This window comes from Rhizobium sp. BR 250 (assembly GCF_047445855.1).
Lineage (GTDB): Bacteria > Pseudomonadota > Alphaproteobacteria > Rhizobiales > Rhizobiaceae > Agrobacterium > Agrobacterium tumefaciens_I.
Window position 1 is genome coordinate 69,358 of sequence record NZ_JARWKW010000001.1, and the last position, 23,260, is coordinate 92,617.

Below are 23,260 nucleotides of genomic sequence, written 5' to 3' on the forward strand. Positions count from 1 at the left end.
ATCACATTACCGTTGTGTGTTTATTGCCTAGGCTATTGAACGATTTTGGTAAAAATAGAACATCGGCCTTGGCGCGCGCATTGAAATATGACAATTAAACTCCGTTTTATTGCGGCGTCAGATTGCCGCGCCCGATCCCCAGGTCACGCCATGCTCCGCCGTTTCTTCGCCTATTACCGTCCCTATCGCGGTCTGTTCATTCTCGATTTTTCCTGCGCGGTTCTGTCGGGTGTGCTCGAACTCGGTTTTCCGATGGCGGTGAAGGCCTTTGTGGACGTGCTGCTGCCGGGCGGCGAATGGGCGATCATCCTTGCCGCTTCGGTGGGGCTGCTGCTCATCTATGTGCTGAATACGGGGCTGATGGCGACGGTCACCTATTGGGGACATATGCTCGGTATCAATATCGAGACCGATATGCGGCGTCTCGCCTTCGATCATCTGCAGAAGCTTTCCTTCCGTTATTTCGACAACCAGAAGACCGGCCATCTGGTCGGGCGGCTGACCAAGGATCTGGAAGAGATCGGCGAGGTGGCCCATCACGGCCCCGAGGATCTGTTCATCGCCATCATGACCTTCATCGGCGCCTTCCTGCTGATGATGTCGGTCAATGTGCCGCTGGCGCTCATCACCGCCGCCGTCGTGCCGGTCACCGCCTGGGTGACCAGCCGTTACGGCGGCCGCATGACGCAGAATTTCCGCGCGCTTTATGGCCGGGTGGGGGATTTCAACGCCCGTATCGAGGAAAATGTCGGTGGCATGCGGGTGGTGCAGGCCTTCGCCAATGAGGACCACGAGCGCGCGCTGTTCGAAAAGGACAACCAGAAATACCGCCGCACGAAGCTCGACGCCTACAAGATCATGGCGGCCAGCACCTCGCTCAGCTACATGAGCATGCGCCTGACGCAGATGATCGTGATGATCTGCGGCGCCTGGTTCGTTCTCACCGGCAGCCTCACGGAAGGCGGTTTCGTCGGCTTCCTGCTGCTGGTCGGCGTGTTCTTCCGTCCCGTGGAAAAGATCAATTCGGTCATCGAGACCTATCCGAAGGGCATTGCCGGTTTCCGCCGTTTCACCGAGCTTCTGGATACCGCGCCGGATATCGTCGATGTGCCGGATGCCGTGGAAGCGCCGCTGCTTCGCGGCGATATCGAATATCGCCATGTCGGTTTCGGTTATGCCGAGGGCAAACGGGTTCTCGACAATATCGACCTGAAGATCGGCGCTGGCGAGACCGTGGCCTTTGTTGGTCCCTCGGGGGCCGGCAAGACGACGCTCTGCTCGCTTCTGCCGCGGTTTTACGATGTCACCAGCGGTGCAATCACCATCGACGGCATCGATATCAGGAAAATGAAGCTCGCCTCGCTGCGCAACCAGATCGGCATCGTGCAGCAGGATGTCTTCCTGTTCGGCGGCACGATCCGCGAGAATATCGAATATGGCCGGCTCGGTGCCTCGGATGACGAGATCATGGATGCCGCCCGGCGCGCCCGGCTCGACAGCGTCATCGAGGCCATGCCGCTCGGGCTCGATACGGTGATCGGCGAGCGCGGCGTCAAATTGTCCGGCGGCCAGAAGCAGCGTCTTGCCATTGCCCGCATGTTCCTCAAGAACCCGCCGATCCTCATTCTCGACGAGGCAACCTCGGCGCTCGACACGGAAACCGAGCGCGCCATCCAGCAATCGCTGACCGAGCTTGCCAGGGGCCGCACCACGCTCGTCATTGCCCACCGGCTGGCGACGATCCGCGATGCCTCGCGCATCGTGGTGGTGGACCAGACCGGCATTGCCGAAACGGGCGGACATGCCGAGCTGCTGGCCGCCAAGGGCCATTACAGCCGCCTGCATGAGGCGCAGTTCAGCGCGCATCTGCCGGGTCTCAGCTGAGCGGCGTGTGCCGCCAGCAAATTACCCGCCGTTTTCCACCGCCTGTTCCTCCACGATGCCGGGATTGGGCTCCGGCTTGCCGGGATGGCTGATGACGAGATAACCCATGGCGACGGCGGCGGCGACGATGACCAGCAGCACCATGCCGCTGATGGTCATCAGCCAGTCGCGCGGCCTTCGACGCGCCATGATATATTTTGGCCATCGGTTCGGATGGTTCGCCAGGCTGAATTTATGGCCATGTCGCATGAACTTCCCCGATTATCGTTGCTCGATGAAAGATAAACGCGGGCATGCGTGCGGCCGTTCCGCACCGGTGGGGCAGGGGCGATGACAAGGCCGTGAGGCCTCTGCCGCGCCCCGACCGGTCGCAGGGGAAGGCGTCTGATCAGGCGGATTGAACCGCGATGCGGTTTCCCTCGCTGTCGGAAATTTCAGCGACGAAGATATTTTCATTGACGGGGGTCTTTGGAAACAGAAGCGCGCTGCCATGGGCAAGGGCCTTGGCGAGGACATCGTCGATATCCCGGACGCTGAGATAGATGATCGCGCCGTCCTGTGTGGGAACGTAGGTCTCGCCTTGGGCGAGTGCGCCGCTGGCCCCATCCTTTCCCTCCTCGAAGGGGAAATAGGCCATCCTATTGTCGTGGATCGTGACGATCTCTCCGAATGTCACATCGAAAACCGCGCTGTAGAACCGTATCGCTCTTTCAAGATCGATCACCGGAATTTCGACATGGGCAATGAGATTCATGCGGCAAATCCTCCTGGGCTGCTTGCCGAAAGCGTATCGGCCGCCCTCGTGCCGGTTGCGGCAGGGTGTCGAGGGCGAGGCCAATAGGCCATGCGGCGGCGCGAAAGTCAGCCGCCATTATGGGGCATCCACGGTTTTGAACGGGCTCATCTTTCAGCGCCTCCATGGCGTCATGCGCCATATTCCCGCTTGCCGATGGGTAAAGGCGCAATCTGCGCACGACCTGCATCACCGACATGCCCCGTAAAACTTCACTTGCCAGCGGATATTGCTTATGCGAATGATTTGCAATTGCACCAATTCGATTTCCTGTTTTGAAAGTCTGGAATATGGACAAGCCTGTCTTTGGATGGCGGCGGAACGGCGATGACCTCTCGCTGTCTGACGTTCACAGTTCGATCCGCATCAAACCGGATGCCAGCACGTTTCGCCGGGCAATGGCCTTTTTTGGCCCCGGCTATCTCGTTGCGGTCGGTTACATGGATCCTGGCAACTGGGCGACGTCGCTCGCCGGCGGTTCCAAGTTCGGTTACACGCTGCTCACCGTCGCGCTGGTTTCGAACATCATGGCGATTGTGCTGCAGTCACTCTGCGCCCGTCTTGCGATCGCATCCGGCCGCGATCTCGCCCAGGCCTGTCGTGATGCCTATCCGAAACCCGTGGCGATGGTGCTGTGGCTGCTCGCGGAAATCGCCATCATCGCCACCGATATCGCCGAGGTGATCGGCACGGCCATCGGCCTCAACCTCATCTTCGGCATTCCGCTGGAACTCGGCGTTCTCATCACCGCGCTTGATGTGTTCCTGATCCTTTATCTGCAGAAGCTCGGTTTCCGCTGGGTGGAGGCGCTGGTCATCACGCTGCTTGGCGTTATTGCCGTATGTTTCGCCATTCAGGTGGCGCTGGCCGATCCCGACTGGGGGCAGGTGATCCTCGGTTTTGCGCCGACGACCGAAATCGTCACCAATCCCGACATGCTCTATCTGGCGCTTGGCATTCTCGGCGCCACCGTCATGCCGCATAATCTCTACCTGCACTCGGGTATCGTGCAGACCCGTGAAATCGGCCATAGCCTTGCCGAAAAACGCGAGGCGCTGAAATTCGCGACCCTCGATTCCACCATCGCGCTGATGTTTGCGCTCCTCATCAACGCCTCGATCCTCATTCTTGCGGCAGCGACCTTCAACAAGTCGGGGCAGACCAATGTCGCCGAACTCGGTGAGGCGCATAATCTGCTGGCACCTCTGCTCGGTCTTGCCATTGCGCCGACGCTGTTCGGCGTGGCGCTCCTGTGCTGCGGCATCAACTCCACCGTCACGGCGACGCTCGCCGGCCAGATCGTGATGGAGGGTTTCCTCAAGATGCGGCTCGCCCCCTGGCTGCGCCGCCTCATCACCCGCGCCATCGCCATCGTTCCCGCCGCCGGCGTGACCATCTTTTATGGCGACAGCGGCACGGCGGAACTGCTGATCCTGACGCAGGTGGTGCTCAGCCTGCAACTCTCCTTCGCCGTTTTCCCGCTCGTGATGTTCACCGCCGACCGGACGAAGATGGGCGAGCTGCGCTCCCCGCTCTGGCTATCGGCCTTTGCCTGGCTGATCGCGGTGGTGATTGCGGCGCTGAATGTGAAGTTGCTGGTGGATTTTATGGGGTGAGGCGGGTCAGGCCGCGCCTTTTCGGAGCGCGGCTGCCGTTCCTTCCGGGTCGACGGCGATGACTTTCAGATAGGCGCGGGCCGGTTGATCCGGCTCGCTTCGGCCCTGTTCCCAATTGCGCAGGGTTCCGAGTGGAATATGATAGCGCGCAGAAAACTCTTCCTGCATCAGCTTCAACGCCCGGCGGATGATTTTGATGCGGAGCGTTTTCTTGGCAGCAGCGAACTGTTCGGCGGAAAGCGGCGGATTGTGGGATCGGCCAGCGCATTGGCTTCCGCTTCTTCGTCGGTCATGGCGTGAAGGTGGGCCTATCTGGTTCGGTCGATTTTACCCGATTATTGGCTTTGAACTCAATTTTCATCGCTCTCATCCTTAACTCTAAAGCCTGTGAGATGAAACGTGACGTCGGAAAAAGACGGATTCTCGCCAAGTAAGCTCCCTTTCCCAAGGCTTTCTCCGGACATCTGTGTCAGTAAAGCACTGGCTACGTAAAATCCGAACCAGACCGGAAAGAAAAAATACATGAAGAACGGGGTTAATATGTAGAATAAACCGCTCACGTGGTCTGTTAAATACGCTATTACGGTGGCCGGAGCGGCAGTGTATAAAAATAGTTTTATTGTATGAAAAATAAGTCTTAAGATGTTTTTTTGCTTGTATAAAATATATGCCTCACGGGCCTGTGCAGTTTTTGTCATTTTAAACCAGTTCAATTTTACGAACACCTATTAGTGATCGAGAGAAGTTAAAATACTGGTTTACTCATTTTAGGTTTCGAACTGGCCAATTTTTTGTTGGCCAGTCCTTAATTATTTCTTCGTGTCAATCTGACAAAGACATCTTAGATATCTTAAGAGCAACCGCTCGTCGCACCGCAAGTGTCGCACTTCTCACAAGTGCCATTCCGCACCATCGTGAAGTTCTGGCATTCCGAGCACATGTTGCCCGTATAGCCTTGAGCGATCGAGCGCATGCGGCGTTCGTTTTCCACCTTCTTGGCTTCCGTCTTGGCCGAAGCAGCGTCTGCGGCGGCCTTGTCGGAGAAGAGGGCGGTTGCCGTCTGCTGGGCTTCCTGGGCGACCTCGTCGATCACTTCCTCGGCGATTTCTTCGGCCAGTTCCTTGGCGCGCTCTTCATAGTCCCGCTTGAAGGAGACGATTTCGGAGGTTGCGATGGAGACCGTCGGTTCCAGCTTGCGGGCGGCGGAGCCGGCAAAGGAGGTGACGTTGGCCGAGGCGCGGGCGGGGGCTGCCGTTGCCGAGCCCTTGGGCTCGGAAGACGAACGTTCGCCGCCATTGCTGGAAACCAGCGTCGGCTTGTAACCGCGGGTCCAGCCGGTGGAAACGAGGTTGGTCTTGCCTTCCTGGATACCCTTGCCGAGTGCCGTGTTGGAGAAGTCGGACGTATCGACATGGGCCAGATCGTGGCGGCCGAGATAGGAGACGGCGAGTTCGCGGAACACGTAGTCGAGGATCGACGTGGCGTTCTTGATCGCGTCGTTGCCCTGCACCATGCCGGCCGGTTCGAACTTGGTGAAGGTGAAGGCCTCCACATATTCTTCCAGCGGCACGCCATATTGCAGGCCGAGCGAAATGGCGATGGCGAAGTTGTTCATCATCGCTCGGAAGGCGGCACCTTCCTTGTGCATGTCGATGAAGATTTCGCCGATGCGGCCATCACCGAATTCACCGGTGCGCAGATAGACCTTGTGACCGCCGACGGTTGCCTTCTGGGTGTAACCCTGACGGCGGTTCGGCAGCTTTTCACGCTCGCGCGAGACACGCTCGATGACGCGTTCGACGATCTTTTCGGTGATCGTCACGGCCTGCTGTGCAGCCGGCTGCTGGATCAGCTCTTCGATCAGGTCTTCGTCGTCCTCGTCTTCCACCAGCGAGGCGTTGAGCGGCTGGGAAAGCTTGGAGCCATCGCGGTAAAGGGCGTTGGCCTTCAGCGCCAGCTTCCAGGAGAGCATGTAGGCGCTGCCGCAATCCTCAACCGTCGCATCGTTCGGCATGTTGATCGTCTTGGAGATCGCACCGGAGATGAAAGGCTGGGCCGCCGCCATCATGCGGATGTGGGATTCAACCGAGAGGTAACGCTTGCCGATCTTGCCGCAGGGGTTGGCGCAATCGAAGACCGGCAGATGCTCGTTCTTGAGGAACGGTGCGCCTTCCAGCGTCATCGCACCGCAGACGTGCACGTTTGCCGCTTCGATGTCCTTCTTGCCGAAGCCGAGGTGCTCCAGCAGGTTGAAGCTCATGTCGGAGAGCTGCTCGTCGGAGACCTTCAGCGTTTCCTTGAGGAAGTCGGCGCCGAGCGTCCACTGGTTGAAGACGAACTTGATGTCGAAGGCGCTCTTCAGCGCGCCGTTGACGGCCTCGATCTTCTCATCGGTGAAGCCCTTGGCCTTCAGCGTCGAAGGGTTGATGCCGGGCGCCTGGTTGAGGTTGCCATGGCCGACGGCATAGGCCTCGATCTCGGCGATCTGGCTTTCGGAATAACCGAGCGAACGCAGCGCATCCGGAACCGCGCGGTTGATGATCTTGAAGTAACCGCCGCCGGCGAGCTTCTTGAACTTCACCAGTGCGAAATCGGGCTCGATGCCGGTCGTGTCGCAATCCATCACGAGGCCGATCGTGCCTGTCGGCGCGATAACGGTCGTCTGGGCGTTGCGGTAGCCGTGCTGTTCACCGAGCGTCAGCGCCTTGTCCCAGGCGGCGACGGCATGGGCAATCAGGTCCTGATCCGGGCAATCGCCATGGATCAGCGCGACCGGGTTGACCGACAGGCCTTCATAACCTTCCGACTGGCCAAGGGCGGCGCGGCGGTGGTTGCGGATGACGCGCAGCATGTTTTCGCGGTTCGGCGCAAAGCCCGGGAAAGGGCCAAGCTCGCCGGCCATTTCGGCCGAGGTGGCGTAAGACACACCGGTCATGATGGCGGTGAGCGCACCGGCAATGGCGCGGCCTTCGGCGCTGTCATAGGGAATGCCCGAAGACATCAACAGGCCGCCGATATTGGCGTAACCGAGGCCGAGCGTGCGGTATTCATAGGAGAGTTCGGCGATCTGGCGCGACGGGAACTGCGCCATCATGACCGAGACTTCGAGCACGACGGTCCACAGGCGAACGGCATGTTCGTAATCGGCGATATCGATGCGCTTCGTCTTGGCGTCCTTGAACTGAAGCAGGTTCAGCGAGGCAAGGTTGCAGGCCGTGTCGTCGAGGAACATGTATTCCGAGCACGGGTTCGAGGCGCGGATCGGGCCGGCGGCCGGCGAGGTGTGCCAGTCGTTCATGGTGGTGTTGAAGTGCAGGCCGGGATCGGCCGATGCCCAGGCAGCGTGGGAAATCTTTTCCCAGAGGTCACGGGCCTTCAGCGTCTTCATCACCTTGCCGTCCTTGCGGGCGGTGAGGTTCCAGTCGCCGTCATTCTCGACAGCGCGCAGGAAGTCGTCCTTCAAGGATACGGAGTTGTTGGAGTTCTGGCCGGATACCGTGAGGTAGGCTTCCGAATCCCAATCCGTGTCGTAGGTCTTGAACTGGATGTCCTTGTAACCCTGTTCGGCGAACTGGATGACGCGCTTGACGTAGTTTTCCGGCACCATGTCCTTCTTGGCGGCGCGAATTTCGCGCTTCAGGGCAGGGTTCTTGGCCGGGTCGAAACAATCGCCATTGTCAGCCTCGCAATTGACGCAGGCCTTCATGATGGCCTTCAGGTGCTTGGCGACGATCTTGGAGCCGGTGACGAGAGCGGCAACCTTCTGCTCCTCGTTCACCTTCCAGTCGATATATGCTTCGATATCCGGATGATCGGCATCAACGACGACCATCTTTGCCGCACGGCGGGTGGTGCCGCCGGACTTGATGGCGCCGGCTGCGCGGTCACCGATCTTGAGGAAGCTCATCAGGCCGGAGGAACGGCCGCCGCCGGAGAGCTTTTCGCCTTCGCCACGCAGATAGGAGAAGTTGGAACCGGTGCCGGAACCATATTTGAACAGGCGCGCTTCACGCACCCACAGGTCCATGATGCCGCCTTCGTTGACGAGGTCGTCCTCGACGGACTGGATGAAGCAGGCATGCGGCTGCGGATGTTCGTAAGCGGACTTGGACTTGGTCAGCTTGCCGGTGAAAGGGTCGACATAGAAGTGGCCCTGGCCGGGACCATCAATGCCATAGGCCCAGTGCAGGCCGGTGTTGAACCATTGCGGGCTGTTCGGCGCAACACGCTGGGTGGCGAGCATATAGGCAAGCTCGTCGCGGAAGGCGAGGGCATCTTCTTCCGTGGAGAAATATTTGCCCTTCCAGCCCCAATAGGCCCAGGTGCCGGCCAGACGGTCGAAGACCTGGCGCGCATCGGTCTCGGAGCCGAAACGTTCGGCTTCCGGCACGTCCTTCAGCGCCTTTTCATCGGGAACGGAGCGCCACAGGAAGGAAGGAACGTCGTTTTCCTCAACCTTCTTCAGGAACTTCGGCACGCCGGCCTTGCGGAAATATTTCTGCGCCAGAACGTCGGTGGCAACCTGGCTGAACTGCGCGGGAACGTCGATATCCGCCAGACGGAACACGATCGATCCATCCGGGTTCTTGATTTCACTGACGGCCTTGCGGAAATCGATTTCCGCGTAAGGCGATTGGCCGGGCTTCGTGAAGCGGCGTTCAATGCGCATGGTTTCCTGTCCTCGTCCATTGGGCGCCCGGTGAAGGGCGCAAAAATCCGGTCCAGCCGTGCGATGCCTTCGCGCAGCCGGTTGTTGCCGATCTGTAAGGGATGTTCATCCTTGGATGTGATCCCTGTATCTCGTGGCTTATTCGGCTGCAAGCATAGTTTGGAATACTAAATATAGTATCAACAGCTTCCTGCCGCCAGTCCCCGCATCATGTTTTTGGCGGTTTCCGCAAGGCACGCAAAACCCTCCGGCGAACCGCCCCCTCATGGTCGGGACGCCGTTCTGGACCTGCGCGCTGAAGATGGAGAAGAACCGGCCTCGTTACTTTCCGGTCCGTTGCCGCCGCAACATAAGTGTCACTTTCCTCCCGTGACACAGATTCGTCAAGCCATAGATTGAAACCCATTTTTAACCACAAGATATTGTGTGGAGTGCCTGTGGAAAACGGGGATAGGAAAAGCGCTTAGAAAAATCAGTGACTTGGCGGAAAAATTTGAAGCTTGCGCGAGGCTGGTTTCCGCAACGGAAAGTCAAAACCCAGCATTTCCGGGGTGAGGCATAATGGCGACACTGCGGTTTTTCCGTGTTTTCCGCGGCCGTCAAAAAAGACGTTTCTCCACAAAAAACCGCCCTCGATGGGGCGGCTTTTCAAAGTTGATTTCAGCGGTGACAGGCAATCAGCCGCGCGATCCCTTGGCGATTGGCTCCTGATAGGTGAAGCCCATATCCCAGGGGAAATAGATCCAGGTGTCCTGGCTCACTTCGGTGACAAAGGTGTCGATGGTCGGCACGCCCTTCGGCTTGGCGTAAACACAGGCGAAATGCGCCTTGGGCAGCATTTCGCGTACTTCGAGCGCCGTCTTGCCGGTATCGGTGAGGTCGTCGACCACAAGCACGCCTTCGCCGGCATCTGCCGTCAGTTCCGGGGCAACGCCCTTCAGGAGAACCGTTTCGCCCTGATTGACATAGTCATGGCGCGTGGCGATGCAGACCGTGTCGATCATGCGGATGTTGAGTTCACGGGAAATGATCGCCGCCGGAACGAGACCGCCACGGGTGATGCAGACGATTGCCCGGAACTCTTTGTCGAGACCGGCAAGACGCCAGGCAAGCGCACGGGCGTCGCGGTGGAACTGGTCCCAGGAAACGGGAAAGGCTTTATCGGGAAGGGACATGTCGTCTACCATCTGGTCAAAATTGTCGATGGCTTTGGCTAATAGCCGCAAGACCGGCAAAAAGGCAAGCTTTGCGCGCAAAGGCAGGGCAAGAGATCACCGCTTGTTTCTTCTCCCCGCCGGGGAGAAGGTGGCCCGAAGGGTCGGATGAAGGGGCTAGCTCACAGTGTTTCTCTACCCTTGCCCCCTCATCCCGCTGCCGCGGACTTCTCCCCGGCGGGGAGAAGAAACAAGGGGCAACCGCTCGCTTCATGTGGGATGCCGCGGGGCTTGCGGCACTATTCGCGCCGCATCCATTTTTAACGCGAAAGCAGCGTCATCGCCGTCATGGAATCGAGCAGGGTGCGCGTCACGCCGCCGAACAGCAGTTCCCACCAGCGGGAATGGCCATAAGCGCCCATGACCAGAAGGTCGATGCTGTTATCGGACAGGCGGTTTTCGATAGCCGCCTGTGGCGAAATGCCGGCGATCTTTTCCTGCGAGGTGACCGTGACATTCACGCCGTGGCGGGCAAGCGTCGCGGCCAGTTCCGCACCGGCAAAGCCCGAAGACTGGGTTTCGCTGTCGGCCTGATCGACCGAGAAGATCTCGACGCTGTCGGCGGCCTTCAGGAAGGGCAGGGCATCGAAGGTAGCACGGGTTGCCTCGCGGGAGCCGTTCCAGGCAATCAGGACGCGCTTGATCGGTTTGGCGATGGTGAGCACATGCGGCACGAGGAGAACGGGGCGGCCGCTTTCATAAAGGAAACCGTCAATGTCCGAGCGGCTGTCGGACAATGCCGAAGAACTGCTCTGGCGGGCAACGACGAGATCGGCGCAGCGGGCGCTGTCGATGGCGGATGCGGAGGCATACCCCACCGATGTGACGAAGCTGCGCCATTCATGCGAGATGCCGTTGGCAGACAGCGTGCGCTCGAAGATGCTGCCGACATCGGTGGTTTCCCTGTGCGCCACATCCTGCAGCGCCTGCACGGTGGCGGGATCGGGAATTTCCATCGGCGCGACGAGCGGAACTGCGGCCAGCGTTTCCATATGCAGGCCGATCACATGCGAGGAAAACTGATCGGCAAGGCTTACCACGAATTCGCCGAGCTTCTGCGTGTTCGAAACATTGTCGACCACTGCCAGTATCGTTTTGTAACCCATTTCTCTCTCCTCGGTGACATGTCGTTTTCAGATCGTTCGGGCTTTTCTTCGAATCACCAGAACGATCCAAGTCTCTGTTTTACGCATTGTCCGGACGGAAAAGCTGTTCCGCTTTTCCTGGAAATGCTCAGGGGGAGAGTGGCCGCCTTTACAGGCCGCCACCTTGATTTTGGTCAAAGCGCCTTCGTCTCAAACCTTTTCTGTCTCAGGCGGTTGCATCGCCCTTGCTCGCCGTCAGTCTTTTTTCCTGGCCGATGGTTTCGATCATGGCCGCAACCGCCTCGGTTGCCGCCTTCAGCACGCCGGCATCGCGGGCGCGCACGACGATCTCCGTCGAAAAACGCTGCCCGTCATATTTGGGATAGGAGCCGATGCTGGTTTCCGGATGGGCCTTCTGGATGGCCGTCAGCGGCGTGCCGATATCGCCCTCGCCATAGGGCGAGCGCACCGCCTGCGACATGACCTTCGCGCCGGTGCGCAGGGTCGGCATGACATTGTCGAGCATGGCCTGAAACACCTGTGGCACGCCGGCCATGACATAAACGTTGCCGATGACGAAGCCGGGGGCGACGGAGACGGGATTGGCGATATGCGCCGCACCCCTCGGCATGCGGGCCATGCGCTTGCGCGCCTCGGTGAATTCCATTTCCCGGACGCGGTACATGTCGCCGAGCAGTCGCAGCGCTTCGGCATCGTGTTCGCAGGGCAGGCCGAACGCCGCAGAGACCGCATCCGCGGTGATATCGTCATGGGTCGGGCCGATGCCGCCGGAGGTGAAGACATAATCATAACGGCCGCGCAGCGCATTCAGCGCCTCGACGATCGATTCCTCCTCATCGGCGACGATACGCACTTCCTTGAGATCGATTCCCGACATGGTGAGAACATCGGCGAGATGCCCGATATTCTTGTCCTTGGTGCGGCCCGACAGCAGTTCGTCGCCGATGGCGAGCATGGCGGCGGTCACGACGGATTGGGCGGAGGAGGGATTTGACATGGTTGCACTCGTCATCTGTTTCACCCGACGTTAACGCCGCGCACCCCGAATGCAAAGCGGTTTTGAAGAAAGGCAAGTCGGGGATCGGTTGACGATGGCGCCCTGCGTTCACTCATCGTGAACAGTGCGTATGCCAATCCCCGGCTGGTGGGGCGCCGATCCGTCGGCTAGGTTTTTGTCACACAGTTTTACGGGTCAACGCCAATGATCATCGAGTTTTTGAAGAAACTTATAACCGGTACGCCGGAAACAGCTCCAACAAGGGAAACGAAGAGAATGACGAAAGTTTTGGTACTCTATTATTCTTCTTACGGTCACATCGAGACGATGGCCTATGCCGTTGCCGAAGGTGTAAAATCGACGGGCGCGGACGTCGTCGTCAAGCGCGTTCCCGAACTGGTGCCGGAAGAGGTCGCCAGATCCTCGCACTTCAAGCTCGATCAGGCAGCGCCGATCGCAACCGTGGACGAGCTGGCCGATTACGACGCCATCATCGTCGGCGCCGGCACGCGTTTCGGCACGGTCGCCTCGCAGATGCGTAATTTCTGGGACCAGACCGGCGGTCTGTGGTTCAGCGGCAAGCTGGTTGGCAAGGTCGGCTCGGCCTTCACCTCCTCCGCCACGCAGCATGGCGGTCAGGAATCGACCATTCTCGGTTTCCTGCCCACCTTCCTGCACCATGGCATGGCGGTTGCCGGCCTGCCTTATGCCTTCCAGGGCCAGATGGGTGTCGATGAAATCAAGGGCGGTTCGCCCTATGGCGCCTCCACCATCACCGATGGCGACGGCTCGCGCCAGCCTTCGGCGATCGAGCTGGAAGCCGCTCGCTTCCAGGGCGCCCATGTGGCGAAGCTCGCCGCCAAGCTTTCCGCCTGATTTGACGGCTTGCTGAAAAAGAAATGCGGCCCGAAAGGCCGCATTTTCTTATGCCGGGATTTCACGTTGCCGGTAACGTCGGGCAGGGAGTTTGAAGCGGGGTCAGATCGGCAGGTTGACCATGAAAAGGCAGCTTGCAACCACGAAGCCAAGCATCGAGATTTCGAGAAAACCGTTCAATCCGTCACGCATTCCAACCCTCCTTGTGATGAGCGAAAAGAGAACGGACGAAGCTTCCCGCAGTTCCATAACAGAAGAATGAAATTTAGGAATTTTTAACACGCCGCTGTCGGGCGGCGCGAGGCAAGGGGCAGGGCGCGTCAGCCGGTGACGACGAAGGCCACCACGAGATGGCCGAGAAGGCCGATCGCCAGGCAGGAGAGGAGAAAAATGAACAGGGCTTTTTTCATGTTTCCTGAAGCTTCCATCTGTTGCGATCCATCGAACCCGTTATCTTGAAAACGCGGCGCCGCAGGGCGCATTTATAAGCCTGAAGCCTACCTGCCGTCAGGCCTTGATATCGAGGCCGGCCTCGATTGCGGCGGCGATGAAGGCCCTGCGTGCATCCTCCGGCTTTTTCCTGCCGGCATCGACGGCGGCACAGATGAGCAGCGCCTTGTCCAGCGCTTCGCCATCTTCGATCGGCCAGTCCTCGATCAGCGCCCAGGAGGCGGCCTGCGTGGTGTCGATGCTCGTATAATCGCCCGGCGTTTCGAAGGCGATCAGGACGGGTTTTTGCCAGCGCGTGTTCATCGCTCTTCCATATTGATTATCGCGCCCGGCTCTAAACGAAGCGGGCGGGATGCGCAATCCCGGTCGAGGACCGTTTCCGCCCGTTCCGCTGCGGTCAGTCGTCGCGCCCGAACAGCCACTCGCGAATGATGCGCCGGTCGATGAGTTCCAGCGAACGGTCCGGCGCGATGCGATAGGTTTCCACCGCCCGCGTGCTGCCGTCGATGCGGAATTCATGGGTGAAGGTGCTGCCGATCGGCGATTTCGTCAGCTTGGTGCGCGGCTGGCCCCTATAGATGATGCTGCCAGGGATCGGTTCGACATAGGGCGCTGGTCCGGCGTAACCGGCCGGTCCGGCTGTGGTGCATCCCGCAAGCGCCAGTGCGAGCGCCATAGTGGCCGATGATACGAGCGTTTTCATCCTGTCCTCCGAAGTGCGTCTGCGAAAACGATATGGAGGCGCAGCGGTTCCCGGTGGGCAAGAGGATCGGGGATAATTCGTCCCGGCTATTTGCTCTTCGGATTCTGAATGTCGCGCGCGACCCAGCGGAAGAAAGCGTAGACGAGGAAGGCGAAGATGAAAAGCGGGATGAGGTTCGCAAAACCGGACATGTGATTCTCGTTTCTCCCTCCCGGCCTGGGGTCTAGCCGGAGAAAAAGAGGCAAGGCAAGAGCCATGCGATGGGACGCCGGTCACATGTCCGTGTGCCGGTACCGGAATGGAGGGCAGAGAGGCTGCGGGGGGGAGACCTGGCGCACTGCCAGTGATGCCAGGTCTCTCTGTCTCCCGTCAGTTTCAGGGAACGGGCGACTTTCAAGAGTATGTCGAACGGCGGGCGGGATACATAGACCGAGAAATTACCTCGAATAAATCGTTGCCATCCTCGCCCCGTGGAAAGGCCGGAACGTCGCCCGCATCCGGGCGCGGAAGAGGTCCGGTCGGCCGATATCATTATCCGACGAATTGTTTTTCGATGGGTTGGCGGCAACGCCCGTTTTCCTCAGCCCGGGGGGAAGGGGCGGTAAGCTGCCCCATTCGCGAATAATGGTTTAACCCGTTGAAAGGTTTCAAGGCTTGTGCGGCGATGGATGCCAGAGGAGGGAACCTTTTGCACGCTTTATCATTCAAACAGACAGGGACCCATGCCAATAATGGGCCAATAAAGGAGGGCTACACATGCTCGGCACCATCCTCGTCATCCTGCTCATTCTTTTCCTGATCGGCGCACTGCCAAGCTGGGGTTACCATAGCTACGGTTATGGCCCCTCGGGCGGTCTCGGACTGGTTCTGGTCATCGTCCTGATCCTGGTCCTGCTTGGGCGAATTTGATTGACCGCCCACGGGAATACAGCAATGCCCGCGTCGCTGCCAATGCGCCGAATGCGGGCGTAGTTTCTTCTGAAATATGAGGAAGATATAAAAAACCACGCAATCTTAAGCGCTTAGTGAGAGGCTAATCCGTTGCGCCGATCCTGCTTGAAAAAACATCGCATTCGGAACGAACCCTCTTGCGCCCAAAATGGATTCGTTCTAAATGCCCGCCATCGCTTGAATTGAAGAGCGTGTGAGGCCTCGTGGCGGAGTGGTGACGCAGAGGACTGCAAATCCTTGTACCCCGGTTCAATTCCGGGCGAGGCCTCCAAAAATTGCCACACAAAATCATATACTTGGCGCTAATTGACGCATTCATTGGTTTTGGTTTGGCACCATTAACTTCACCGCGTATCACCTTGATTCTCCACGAGTCACCGGACGTGGCCGCGATTCCGTGCGACATGGACTGCAACATAAAAACTGTCGCCGTTCTGGAGTTGCGCAAGTCGGATTGTGAAAAGATTCTGCTAAAAGGCCGTGCTCGATCTGGAAACCTTGAGAGGCGATTGAGTCGATTTCATTCAATGGGTAGGCTCGCCGTAGGGGTGAGTCTATGAAAAAAATCAATCGAATCTATTGGCCAAGTGTCACAGTTTTAGTGTTGACGGCTGTAGTGTTAATCGCACGATATTGGCACACGCTCAATTTTTCTGTCGTGCGACCCTATCTGTGCGAAGAGAGCAGATGCACGACCCAGGACTGGTTATCAGCTACCTCGGGGCTACTGGGCGGTGCGGCAGCTGCCGTCGGCGCGTATCTTGTATTTGGCCAACTCCGGGAGCAGCGACGACAAACAGCCTTCGCTCTGGGAGAAAGTCATCCAACTTTAGAGATTTCTGTTACCGCTGACCTGGGTCGACGTGCTCAGTTCGAATTGGTCAACTGGAACCGACGCAGAGTCACAGTTGAAAATATCTCTATAAGCAAAATTGGAGAGGAGGTGCCCCTTCCGTGGGCTTACATCTTTCAACACTCTGAAGCACAAGGTCAAACAGTAGTGCGGCTGACGACAACCTATAAAATGTCGCAATACGTAACGGTGGGGGGATGGCTTGATAGACAGAAGGCGCCACACTCGCTTAAATTCAGCGTTGCCTTCAGCCCAGTCAATGAAGACTACACCGACCACATCTACTCGCTGCAAGGTATAATCCCGAGGCCGGTCATTACAGTCCACTATATGATCGATCATCAGCGGCACACTCTGCATCAAGACCTTAACATCATGAATTTGCTTCCGCATAGGCGTTTTCAGTTTGTGTTAGTATAGCGGTATGATGAGGGGGATGGGACGACCGGCAAAACCCGATGAACCCGTGACAGCCGAACGCATAGATCGGGCGCTGGATAAGCTGGCCGAGATCATCGTTTTTCTCGGCGACGACGGCGTTAATGTGCTGCCCATCTATGAACGCCTGGAGAAAGAGCTCGCGGCATTGAAGTCGAGCGTTTCCCGAATGGACGAGATCCGCGCTCGCGCCGCTCGGTCAAAGCTTCGTCAGCACAAAGACCGCTCGAGATAACCCATCCGGTCGCACACTGGAAATCCGGAATTTGCGAGCATCGTCCATCGTGATGAGATCACCCTGCTTGGCGCTAGCCGCGGCCGGATAGCGTTTCACGTCGACGCTGAACTGGAAGTCGGCACCGCTGACGAGCGCCCGGAGGTCATTCCCCGTTCTGTCCCGTTTCCCCTGCTCGATTTCAGCATATGCCGGCGCCTGGTCGAATATGCCGCGAACATGGATCTCCCGGCGCGCGGGGTCCGGTTGCGGGCGACCGTTGGGGGTGGTCAGCATTCCGTCGATAACTGCTGCCACAGCGAACATGCGATCGACCTGGCTGGAGGTCATGCGGTCAAGTCGGTCGAAAAGTGCCATGGGATTTGCTCCGTTGTTAAATTGGTGCCCGGAGGATTCCGGCCCTCCGGGCGAGCCTCCACCCACGGGAACACGTGGGTTGGCTTATGGGGTGACTACGAGGCGATCACCTGCGCCATGCCCGGGGCGCTTAGCCGCAAGGCCTCCCGGGCAATTCGATATCAAGCTGGAACCCACTTCAGCTTGTCGCCCGTCTTCACGTAGCAGCTGACGAACTCTCGCATTGGGACGAATATTTCGGGCGTGCCGGCCGCGCTGGGATCGGGTCCGATCAATGCATATCCATCGGCGGAGCCGCAAAGATGAAACAATGCGTCTCCGTTATGACCGTCGCCTGGGGCCGCCTTGGTGGTGGTGCCACCACTCGCCAGCCTCTCAGACCATACCGGCCGACCCAGAATTGCAACCGGTTCTCGCTGGCTCGCTTCGGAGCCAGCGTATGCACATACGACGTGAAGACCTGAGAAAGCCATTTTGAGTCCTCATCAAATGCCGGCGTTGCGGTACCAGCCGCGCCAACCAAGGAAACCGGCGCCGAAATCGAGACGGCACTTGTATTCGACCCCATCAATGTCGAAGCCGATGCGCTCGCTCATCTGCGGTCCAGGCTCGCCCGTCAGGTAGCTGTATTCCAGTGCCTCGACGGAAGAGGGATCAACGGCAAGATACCAAGCCTTCGGATCGGTGAACCGATCTTCAACGACCAGCTCGAGGCGGCCGGCGTTCGGGTTCACATCCTCAGTTCTGGCGGCTGCGATCTGGGCCAGAATCTTTTCTGCTTCCATCTCGAGGTCAGGAGGAACAACCAGATACTTCGCACGGAGCCCCGCCGGCTTGCCCTTCTCGTCCACCTGCTTGCGGATCGCAGTCCGGCCGGCGCTCAGTGCTTCCACGGTAAGGACGGAGGCCGCCAGGATATTGCCGTGGTTAGCATGGAAGAGCGTGAATCCATCTGCCATCTTCGGATTACCGGTGACCAACGCCGCAAGCACATCAGCTTCAAGGTTGGAAGCGGCTCGTCCGAATTTTTTGGCCGGCTCCGTCAATGCGCCTAGCGAGTCGTTGATCAGGAGCTGGCGGGTGAAGCCGATGATGCGACCGTAGGTCTGGAGCTTGTAGGCCTCTTCGCTCTCGTAGATCGTGCCGCGGGAAAACTCTCCATGCTCATTGACGAGCTTCAGCTCAGGCCAGTCGGAAACCCGCACGGAGCGCTTGGGGCGGAAGTCATCAATCGTGGATGGGTGTGCCACCGTCTTGATGCCTGAGGGCTCGCCACGATACGCATTCTGCAGAACCGTTTGGCCGGCCTGCGCGAGGATAATCGCAAAGTCAGAAGTGGTGTGGAAAGCACGCTCAGCGATTTCCCCTTTCGACATGCCGCGCACATTCACGCCGTCGCCGGTGAGAACCTCACGAGCCAATTCCAACAGCGTGAGGTTCATAAACTGGCGGCTGGAGTCCTGGGGCTTGTGAGAGGAATCGACCCGTGTCATGAGTGCGTCAGCCATGGCCCGACGGCGCTGGTTAATGGTGTCCTGTGCATCAAGGCCCCGGGTTTCGGAGGGCGAGAATGTCGGAGAGCGAGCCTGATCGGCCACCATCTTGTCGAGCACCGCGTTCCGGAACTGCTCCACAGACATGCCTTCGTCGATCGCGCGCTCCAAGAATGCGTCGTCGACCTGTGCCATCTTCGCCAGACCGCGCAGTTCCTTGACGCGCGTGCGCTCGTGAATGACGTTTGTCGGTGCTTGCCGCTGCTGCTGCTCGTTCTCGTTGGTCTGCTGGGGCATTTGTGTGGTCCTTTCGATTTCGTGGGCGCGCGTCGTCGCTGCCGGATCTGCCGGGATGCTGACGATGGACAGCTCAAGCGGTGTCCAGCGGGTCGCGCGGATTGTGGGAAGACCGCCGGACGGGGCGTCTGTTTTCTTGAATTCGTCGATGCGGTAGCCGACACTGGCGCCGAACACGTGGCCGTCCTCCAGATCTCGGAACAGTTCAGCTCCCTTCTCATTGCGGGAGATTTTGGCGGTGACGATCGCTGTCCCGTTTTCAAATCGAAGACTGCCCGGCACCACCGAGCCTAAGCGGGCGGACATGCCATTGTAGACATCGTGTTGGTCAACGAGGGGAAGCGCATTCAACCGGGTGGTGTCGATGGCTGCCCTGTTGACGGAGAGGATTTCGACGTAAGGGCCTTCCTCCCACGACCGTCGTTTCACCTCGTTCTCTGTGGCGAGCACGATGTCCACAGTGCGCGCCTGGGGATTGAACGAAGAAACTTTCCGGTCTTCGCGTGTCTGCACGTCTTCAATGATATCAGGCATGTGCCGCCTCCTTCGCTGCCTTCAACGACGCCAGGCGTTCCGATGCCTGCGATGCGATGTGGTGAAGCGCGATGACCCGAGACATGGGACGAACGGACAGAAGCGAGTCGAGGTGGGCCGGTGACACGGCTGGCATCGGAAAGCTTTGACTTCCATTCTTGATCATCACAGCCCAGCAGCGGTTTTTGCTGTGCTCAGCGACATAACGAAATTCGCTCCCTAGATCGTTGACCAGTTCCAGTGCGACCGATCGGGAAAGCCCATGCCGCTGCAATTCCACGGTGGCGAACACCTTGACGCAATCGAGCTCGGTGATCTCTTGGCTGTCCCGGTAGAGGCCACGCAGAAGCCGCGATATGGTCATTTCGGAAGTGGCCAGCTCGCGAGCGAGGTCAGCCTGGCGGATTGTCATTTAAGTCTCCCTTGAGAACGCAACGGGAACATATCAGCAAACAATGTTTCATGATAGAAATTTATCGAAATCTGAAAATCTTCACAGAATTTGATAGGTTGGACCATGACCACACGCACAGCTACCCTCCGCCTCCAGATGCTCGACTTGGTAAGCGGGCCCTCGAAAAACGCTGCTAATTCTCTGAAGGGCGTCGACGGCGCTCTCTCCCGGCTCGGCAAGGGCGCTACACCTCAAGTCTCGCGCCTTGGCAAGCAGCTGGATTATCTCCAGAAGAAGGCCGGCACGATCCAGGACTTCACCGCACAGCGGCGAGGTTTTAAGGAACTCAGCACCCAGATGGCAGCTGCTCGCTCAAATGTAGCGCGCCTCGAGCAAGCACTGAAGAATGCGACCAAGCCGACCGCGAAGATGAAGTCGGAGCTGGAGTCTGCAAAAGTTCAACTGAAGGCCGCCAGCCAGGCGTTCCGCGACCAGGGCGTGGCCGTACGGGGTGCTGAGAGAGCGCTCCAGTCTTATGGCATCGCCGGCCGCAAAAACATCTCAGGCGCGCAGCAGGGCATCCGAAGCGAGATTGCCAAAACGATACGTGAAATGCGCCGCCTCGATGCAGAGGCACGGAGGCCGAAGCCTCCACGACAGCCGCCAGCGCGCCAGCCACCGGGGCGGCGGCCGCCTGGCGCTGGCTCTCCGGCATACGAGGCGATGGTCGCTGCCGGCGGCGCATACGGGGCTGCTGTGACAAGGAACGCGGCTGAAAAGTCATTCTTCATGGCCGTTGACTATGATCGCGAGCGTCAGCGCCAGCGCGCGATTCTGAGCCTAAACTCAGAAGCCCAGGACGCACTGGGGCGCCAGGCAGAGCGGATCGGTGGAGATACTCGATTCAACAATCCCGACGTCGTCAAGGCCCAAACTCTTATAGGCCAGCAAAGCATTCGCGACTACAAAACGATCATGTCTCTGACCGACGCGGTCACCGATTATGCGCTGGCTATGGGCGTCACGCTCGAAGAGGCGGCCCAGACAGTCACCGGCTCTGCGCTTTCAAACCGAGTTAACCTCAAAGAACCCGCCGTTATCCGCAGTTATGTTGACCGGTTGGTCTGGATGGCAAAGCACAGCGGCATGGAAGACGAGGACGTCCGCCAGTTCATGAAATATGGTGGCGCTTCAACAGTTGGTGCCGGACTGTCGCAAGATACGCAAGCTGCTCTTGCCATGACCCTTCGCCTTGCTGGCGTGCGTGGTGACGAGGCGGGTGTCTTCGCCCGCTCGGCTTCAGCAAAGCTCGTGGCACCTACCAGAAAGGGCCGCAACGCCCTTGCAGCACTGGGTCTCAACTTCAGCGATTTCACCAATAGCGAGGAGATGAACCCGGATGGTCTAGGTATCGTCATGAAGGAGAATTTCGGCGTTCGCTTGCCGAAGGAGATACGAGACCAAATCGCGGAAGAAATCGACAACGGGGAATTCACCGATCCCGATACGGGCGAAACCAAATCCATCATTTCCGATCGAGGCGAATTTACCGCTAGAATGATGGAGCTGATGGACAGCGTCATCGGCGACATGACGGCGCGCGAAAAAAAAGCGGTTGCCGATGCGCTCGGCAGCTATCAGCAGAATAGTATCAACTCTGTCCGAGCAGAAGATCTCCTAACCGCCATCGCCTCGCGCAACCCGACCATCGCGCAACTGAATTCGATCTTCACCGACAAGCAGGGCGGTCGCGCCAACATGATCTTCCAGCAGTGGGACAAGTTTCTCAAAGCGCAGTCTGAGATGCGAAACACCCCAGCTGGAATTGCAAATAAAATCGGCGTCGAGGCAAACCAGGGCTTGTACGGTGACTGGACGAAGCTAACCGGCACCGTCGAAACAGTCATGACGCGCGTCGGCCAGGATTTCGAAGGCGTGACGCGGCCGGTCATCAACACCTTGAATTCTGTCGGTGACGGTTTCCTCCAGCTCGACCAGTCCACCCGACAGGCGGTGGCGGGTATGGCTGGGCTGGCTGGCGCACTGGCGGGGTTTGCAGCGCTGAGAGCCGGAGGCAGCCTGGTCGGCCGCATGTTCGGTGGTGGGGCCGCTACTGGCACTGCTGCGCGTCTTGCCGGCAGCAGTGGGTTGATGGCCCTTGGCGGCGGCGCTGCCCGCCTCCTTGGCCCTCTCGGGGCTGCTTACACAGGGTACGAGCTCGGCAAAGCGGCGCGGGGCGTCGGTGAGATTGCCGGCGGCAAGCACTGGATGCCGAAGGATCAGGATGACGCCGCAGATTTGCGCGCGCAGGCGGATGAGAAGCGACGGAAAATCGCTGAGATCCGCGCCAACTCCAGAATACCGGAGATGGCAAACACCTTGATCCAACCCCTCCAGCAGGACCTCGACATGCTCGAGAACCGGATCAGGGCGTTCGACCAGTTGCAGGTGAAGCCACAGATCGACTCGAGCAGCATCGACGCCGCTCAGGCGAAGGCAAATATGCTGCGGGACACGCTCGCGCGCTGGGGCACGGTAGCTGCCAGCCCGGCCACCACGCCGTCGGCCGGACCGACACCTCCAGTTTCGGGAGCGAGGCGGAGAGGCGGACCTGTCGAAGCTGGGAAAACCTACCGAGTGGGCGAAGACGGCGAGGAGAGATTCACACCCGGTGCCGACGGCTTCATCACGCCGAACCATGCGCTCGGCGGTGGGGGTGGGATAGTGCTTCACGCCCCGATAAGCCTCACGTTCCACGGGTCCTCTGCGGCAGACGTCAAGCGCGTAGCCAAAGAAGCCGCTCAGTCCATTGTCGGCAAACTCATGACGGGGCTCGATACGCAGTTGAATCGCCAGCAGCAGACGTCGTTTTCAAACATCATGTATGGAGAAGATTGACTTCCGAGGTGGGGCCCAGCACGCCCCACCTTTTCAGCAACTCGTCGCCGTATTCCGATCGCAGGCGATTTGTCGTCTCCAGAAACATCTCCGGGTGTCGACGGAACACCTCAAGATGGTTCTGGTACCGCTGCCAGATCTCGGCGTGAGCCTGGTCCTCCGTCCAGCCCAGCTGAAGCCCGATACGTGTGAGGCGGCCGGTAAGCCCATAATGGCGGAATCCGCTGTCCGGAATTTCGGTTGCCAGCACGAGGAAGCGGCATAATCGGTCAATCCTCATCCGCTCACTGTCATATCGCGGCCCTGGAGCCTCCATGCGGGCACGGATATCATTCATTTGCATGATCCTTTTTAAGCTCCGTCATCTCCTTGGGATTGCTCAGCTCGGGGGAGAAAATATCGGAAGCGGAAGTGTGAAATAAAAACCACAAAAACTGCTCAAATGGTGCGCTGCCGCCGACCCGCGGGCTGTCGCCTCCCACCCCGAAGAACCTAAGCGTGG

The 23,260-nt window shown here is 58.9% G+C and carries 21 protein-coding genes and 1 tRNA gene; 8 read left to right on the plus strand and 14 right to left on the minus strand.

Annotation, left to right across the window (positions count from 1 at the left end):
• Positions 1-150: 150 nt before the first annotated feature.
• On the plus strand, positions 151-1,884 hold the full coding sequence (locus QD336_RS00400) for an ABC transporter ATP-binding protein (RefSeq protein WP_269341119.1): 1,734 nt from the start codon (positions 151-153) through the stop codon (positions 1,882-1,884).
• A gap of 21 nt (positions 1,885-1,905) precedes the next feature.
• Here the strand turns inward: QD336_RS00400 and QD336_RS00405 are convergent, their stop codons facing one another.
• On the minus strand, positions 1,906-2,133 hold the full coding sequence (locus QD336_RS00405; RefSeq protein WP_499168793.1) for a hypothetical protein: 228 nt from the start codon (positions 2,131-2,133) through the stop codon (positions 1,906-1,908).
• Positions 2,134-2,272: 139 nt separating this feature from the next.
• A complete protein-coding gene (locus QD336_RS00410) occupies positions 2,273-2,638 on the minus strand; it encodes a VOC family protein (protein ID WP_499168794.1) in 366 nt (121 codons plus the stop codon).
• Positions 2,639-2,967: 329 nt separating this feature from the next.
• Here QD336_RS00410 and QD336_RS00415 point away from each other — a divergent pair, with 329 nt between their 5' ends.
• A complete protein-coding gene (locus QD336_RS00415; protein WP_499168796.1) occupies positions 2,968-4,293 on the plus strand; it encodes an Nramp family divalent metal transporter in 1,326 nt (441 codons plus the stop codon).
• Positions 4,294-4,299: 6 nt separating this feature from the next.
• Here the strand turns inward: QD336_RS00415 and QD336_RS00420 are convergent, their stop codons facing one another.
• The 6 genes from QD336_RS00420 to QD336_RS00445 form a co-directional block, all read right to left on the minus strand.
• The gene (locus tag QD336_RS00420) at positions 4,300-4,461 is read right to left on the minus strand and encodes a helix-turn-helix domain-containing protein (RefSeq protein WP_499169244.1); all 162 of its coding nucleotides are present in this window, start codon (positions 4,459-4,461) and stop codon (positions 4,300-4,302) included.
• A gap of 182 nt (positions 4,462-4,643) precedes the next feature.
• Positions 4,644-4,991, minus strand: a complete 348-nt coding sequence (locus tag QD336_RS00425) for a hypothetical protein (RefSeq protein ID WP_499168797.1) — start codon at positions 4,989-4,991, stop codon at positions 4,644-4,646.
• A 152-nt stretch (positions 4,992-5,143) separates the two neighbouring features.
• On the minus strand, positions 5,144-8,962 hold the full coding sequence (locus QD336_RS00430; RefSeq protein WP_499168798.1) for a vitamin B12-dependent ribonucleotide reductase: 3,819 nt from the start codon (positions 8,960-8,962) through the stop codon (positions 5,144-5,146).
• 677 nt (positions 8,963-9,639) lie between these two features.
• A complete protein-coding gene (gpt, locus tag QD336_RS00435) occupies positions 9,640-10,137 on the minus strand; it encodes a xanthine phosphoribosyltransferase (RefSeq protein ID WP_269341131.1) in 498 nt (165 codons plus the stop codon).
• A gap of 299 nt (positions 10,138-10,436) precedes the next feature.
• Complete coding sequence (locus QD336_RS00440; RefSeq protein ID WP_499168800.1) at positions 10,437-11,282, minus strand: universal stress protein; 846 nt, start codon at positions 11,280-11,282, stop codon at positions 10,437-10,439.
• A gap of 205 nt (positions 11,283-11,487) precedes the next feature.
• Positions 11,488-12,279, minus strand: coding sequence for a competence/damage-inducible protein A (locus QD336_RS00445; protein ID WP_269341398.1), 792 nt, complete (start codon positions 12,277-12,279; stop codon positions 11,488-11,490).
• 276 nt (positions 12,280-12,555) lie between these two features.
• On the opposite strand from QD336_RS00445, the gene wrbA reads away from it, so the two are divergent.
• Positions 12,556-13,155 (plus strand): NAD(P)H:quinone oxidoreductase type IV, encoded by a 600-nt coding sequence (gene wrbA, locus QD336_RS00450; RefSeq protein WP_269341134.1) that lies wholly within the window; start codon positions 12,556-12,558, stop codon positions 13,153-13,155.
• A 507-nt stretch (positions 13,156-13,662) separates the two neighbouring features.
• On the opposite strand, the gene QD336_RS00455 is transcribed toward wrbA, so the two are convergent.
• Complete coding sequence (locus QD336_RS00455; protein ID WP_269341136.1) at positions 13,663-13,908, minus strand: DUF982 domain-containing protein; 246 nt, start codon at positions 13,906-13,908, stop codon at positions 13,663-13,665.
• Positions 13,909-14,002: 94 nt separating this feature from the next.
• Positions 14,003-14,308 carry a hypothetical protein gene (locus QD336_RS00460; RefSeq protein WP_499168802.1) on the minus strand — a complete coding sequence of 102 codons (306 nt, stop codon included), beginning with the start codon at positions 14,306-14,308 and terminating at the stop codon, positions 14,003-14,005.
• Positions 14,309-15,064: 756 nt separating this feature from the next.
• On the opposite strand from QD336_RS00460, the gene QD336_RS00465 reads away from it, so the two are divergent.
• The 4 genes from QD336_RS00465 to QD336_RS00480 all read left to right on the plus strand — a co-directional run bounded on the left by QD336_RS00465 (position 15,065) and on the right by QD336_RS00480 (position 16,785).
• A complete protein-coding gene (locus QD336_RS00465) occupies positions 15,065-15,217 on the plus strand; it encodes a DUF3309 family protein (protein ID WP_269341139.1) in 153 nt (50 codons plus the stop codon).
• A 239-nt stretch (positions 15,218-15,456) separates the two neighbouring features.
• Positions 15,457-15,530: transfer RNA gene (locus tag QD336_RS00470), tRNA-Cys, on the plus strand.
• A 285-nt stretch (positions 15,531-15,815) separates the two neighbouring features.
• Positions 15,816-16,532, plus strand: a complete 717-nt coding sequence (locus QD336_RS00475; protein WP_499168803.1) for a hypothetical protein — start codon at positions 15,816-15,818, stop codon at positions 16,530-16,532.
• Between the two features lie 46 nt (positions 16,533-16,578).
• A complete protein-coding gene (locus QD336_RS00480; RefSeq protein ID WP_499168805.1) occupies positions 16,579-16,785 on the plus strand; it encodes a hypothetical protein in 207 nt (68 codons plus the stop codon).
• Here QD336_RS00480 and QD336_RS00485 read toward each other — a convergent pair.
• From QD336_RS00485 to QD336_RS00495, 3 genes are all read right to left on the minus strand, one after another.
• Positions 16,750-17,142: a hypothetical protein gene (locus QD336_RS00485; protein ID WP_499168806.1), complete on the minus strand. Its 393-nt coding sequence runs from the start codon at positions 17,140-17,142 to the stop codon at positions 16,750-16,752. The two genes, QD336_RS00480 and QD336_RS00485, sit on opposite strands and share 36 nt — an antisense overlap.
• 485 nt (positions 17,143-17,627) lie before the next feature.
• Positions 17,628-19,466, minus strand: a complete 1,839-nt coding sequence (locus QD336_RS00490; protein ID WP_499168808.1) for a prohead protease/major capsid protein fusion protein — start codon at positions 19,464-19,466, stop codon at positions 17,628-17,630.
• The gene (locus QD336_RS00495) at positions 19,459-19,878 is read right to left on the minus strand and encodes a hypothetical protein (RefSeq protein ID WP_499168810.1); all 420 of its coding nucleotides are present in this window, start codon (positions 19,876-19,878) and stop codon (positions 19,459-19,461) included. Before QD336_RS00495 ends, QD336_RS00490 begins: the two co-directional genes overlap by 8 nt.
• 105 nt (positions 19,879-19,983) lie before the next feature.
• On the opposite strand from QD336_RS00495, the gene QD336_RS00500 reads away from it, so the two are divergent.
• Positions 19,984-22,758: a phage tail tape measure protein gene (locus QD336_RS00500; protein ID WP_499168811.1), complete on the plus strand. Its 2,775-nt coding sequence runs from the start codon at positions 19,984-19,986 to the stop codon at positions 22,756-22,758.
• Here QD336_RS00500 and QD336_RS00505 read toward each other — a convergent pair.
• On the minus strand, positions 22,739-23,095 hold the full coding sequence (locus QD336_RS00505; protein ID WP_499168813.1) for a hypothetical protein: 357 nt from the start codon (positions 23,093-23,095) through the stop codon (positions 22,739-22,741). The two genes, QD336_RS00500 and QD336_RS00505, sit on opposite strands and share 20 nt — an antisense overlap.
• Between the last annotated feature and the right edge of the window lie 165 nt (positions 23,096-23,260).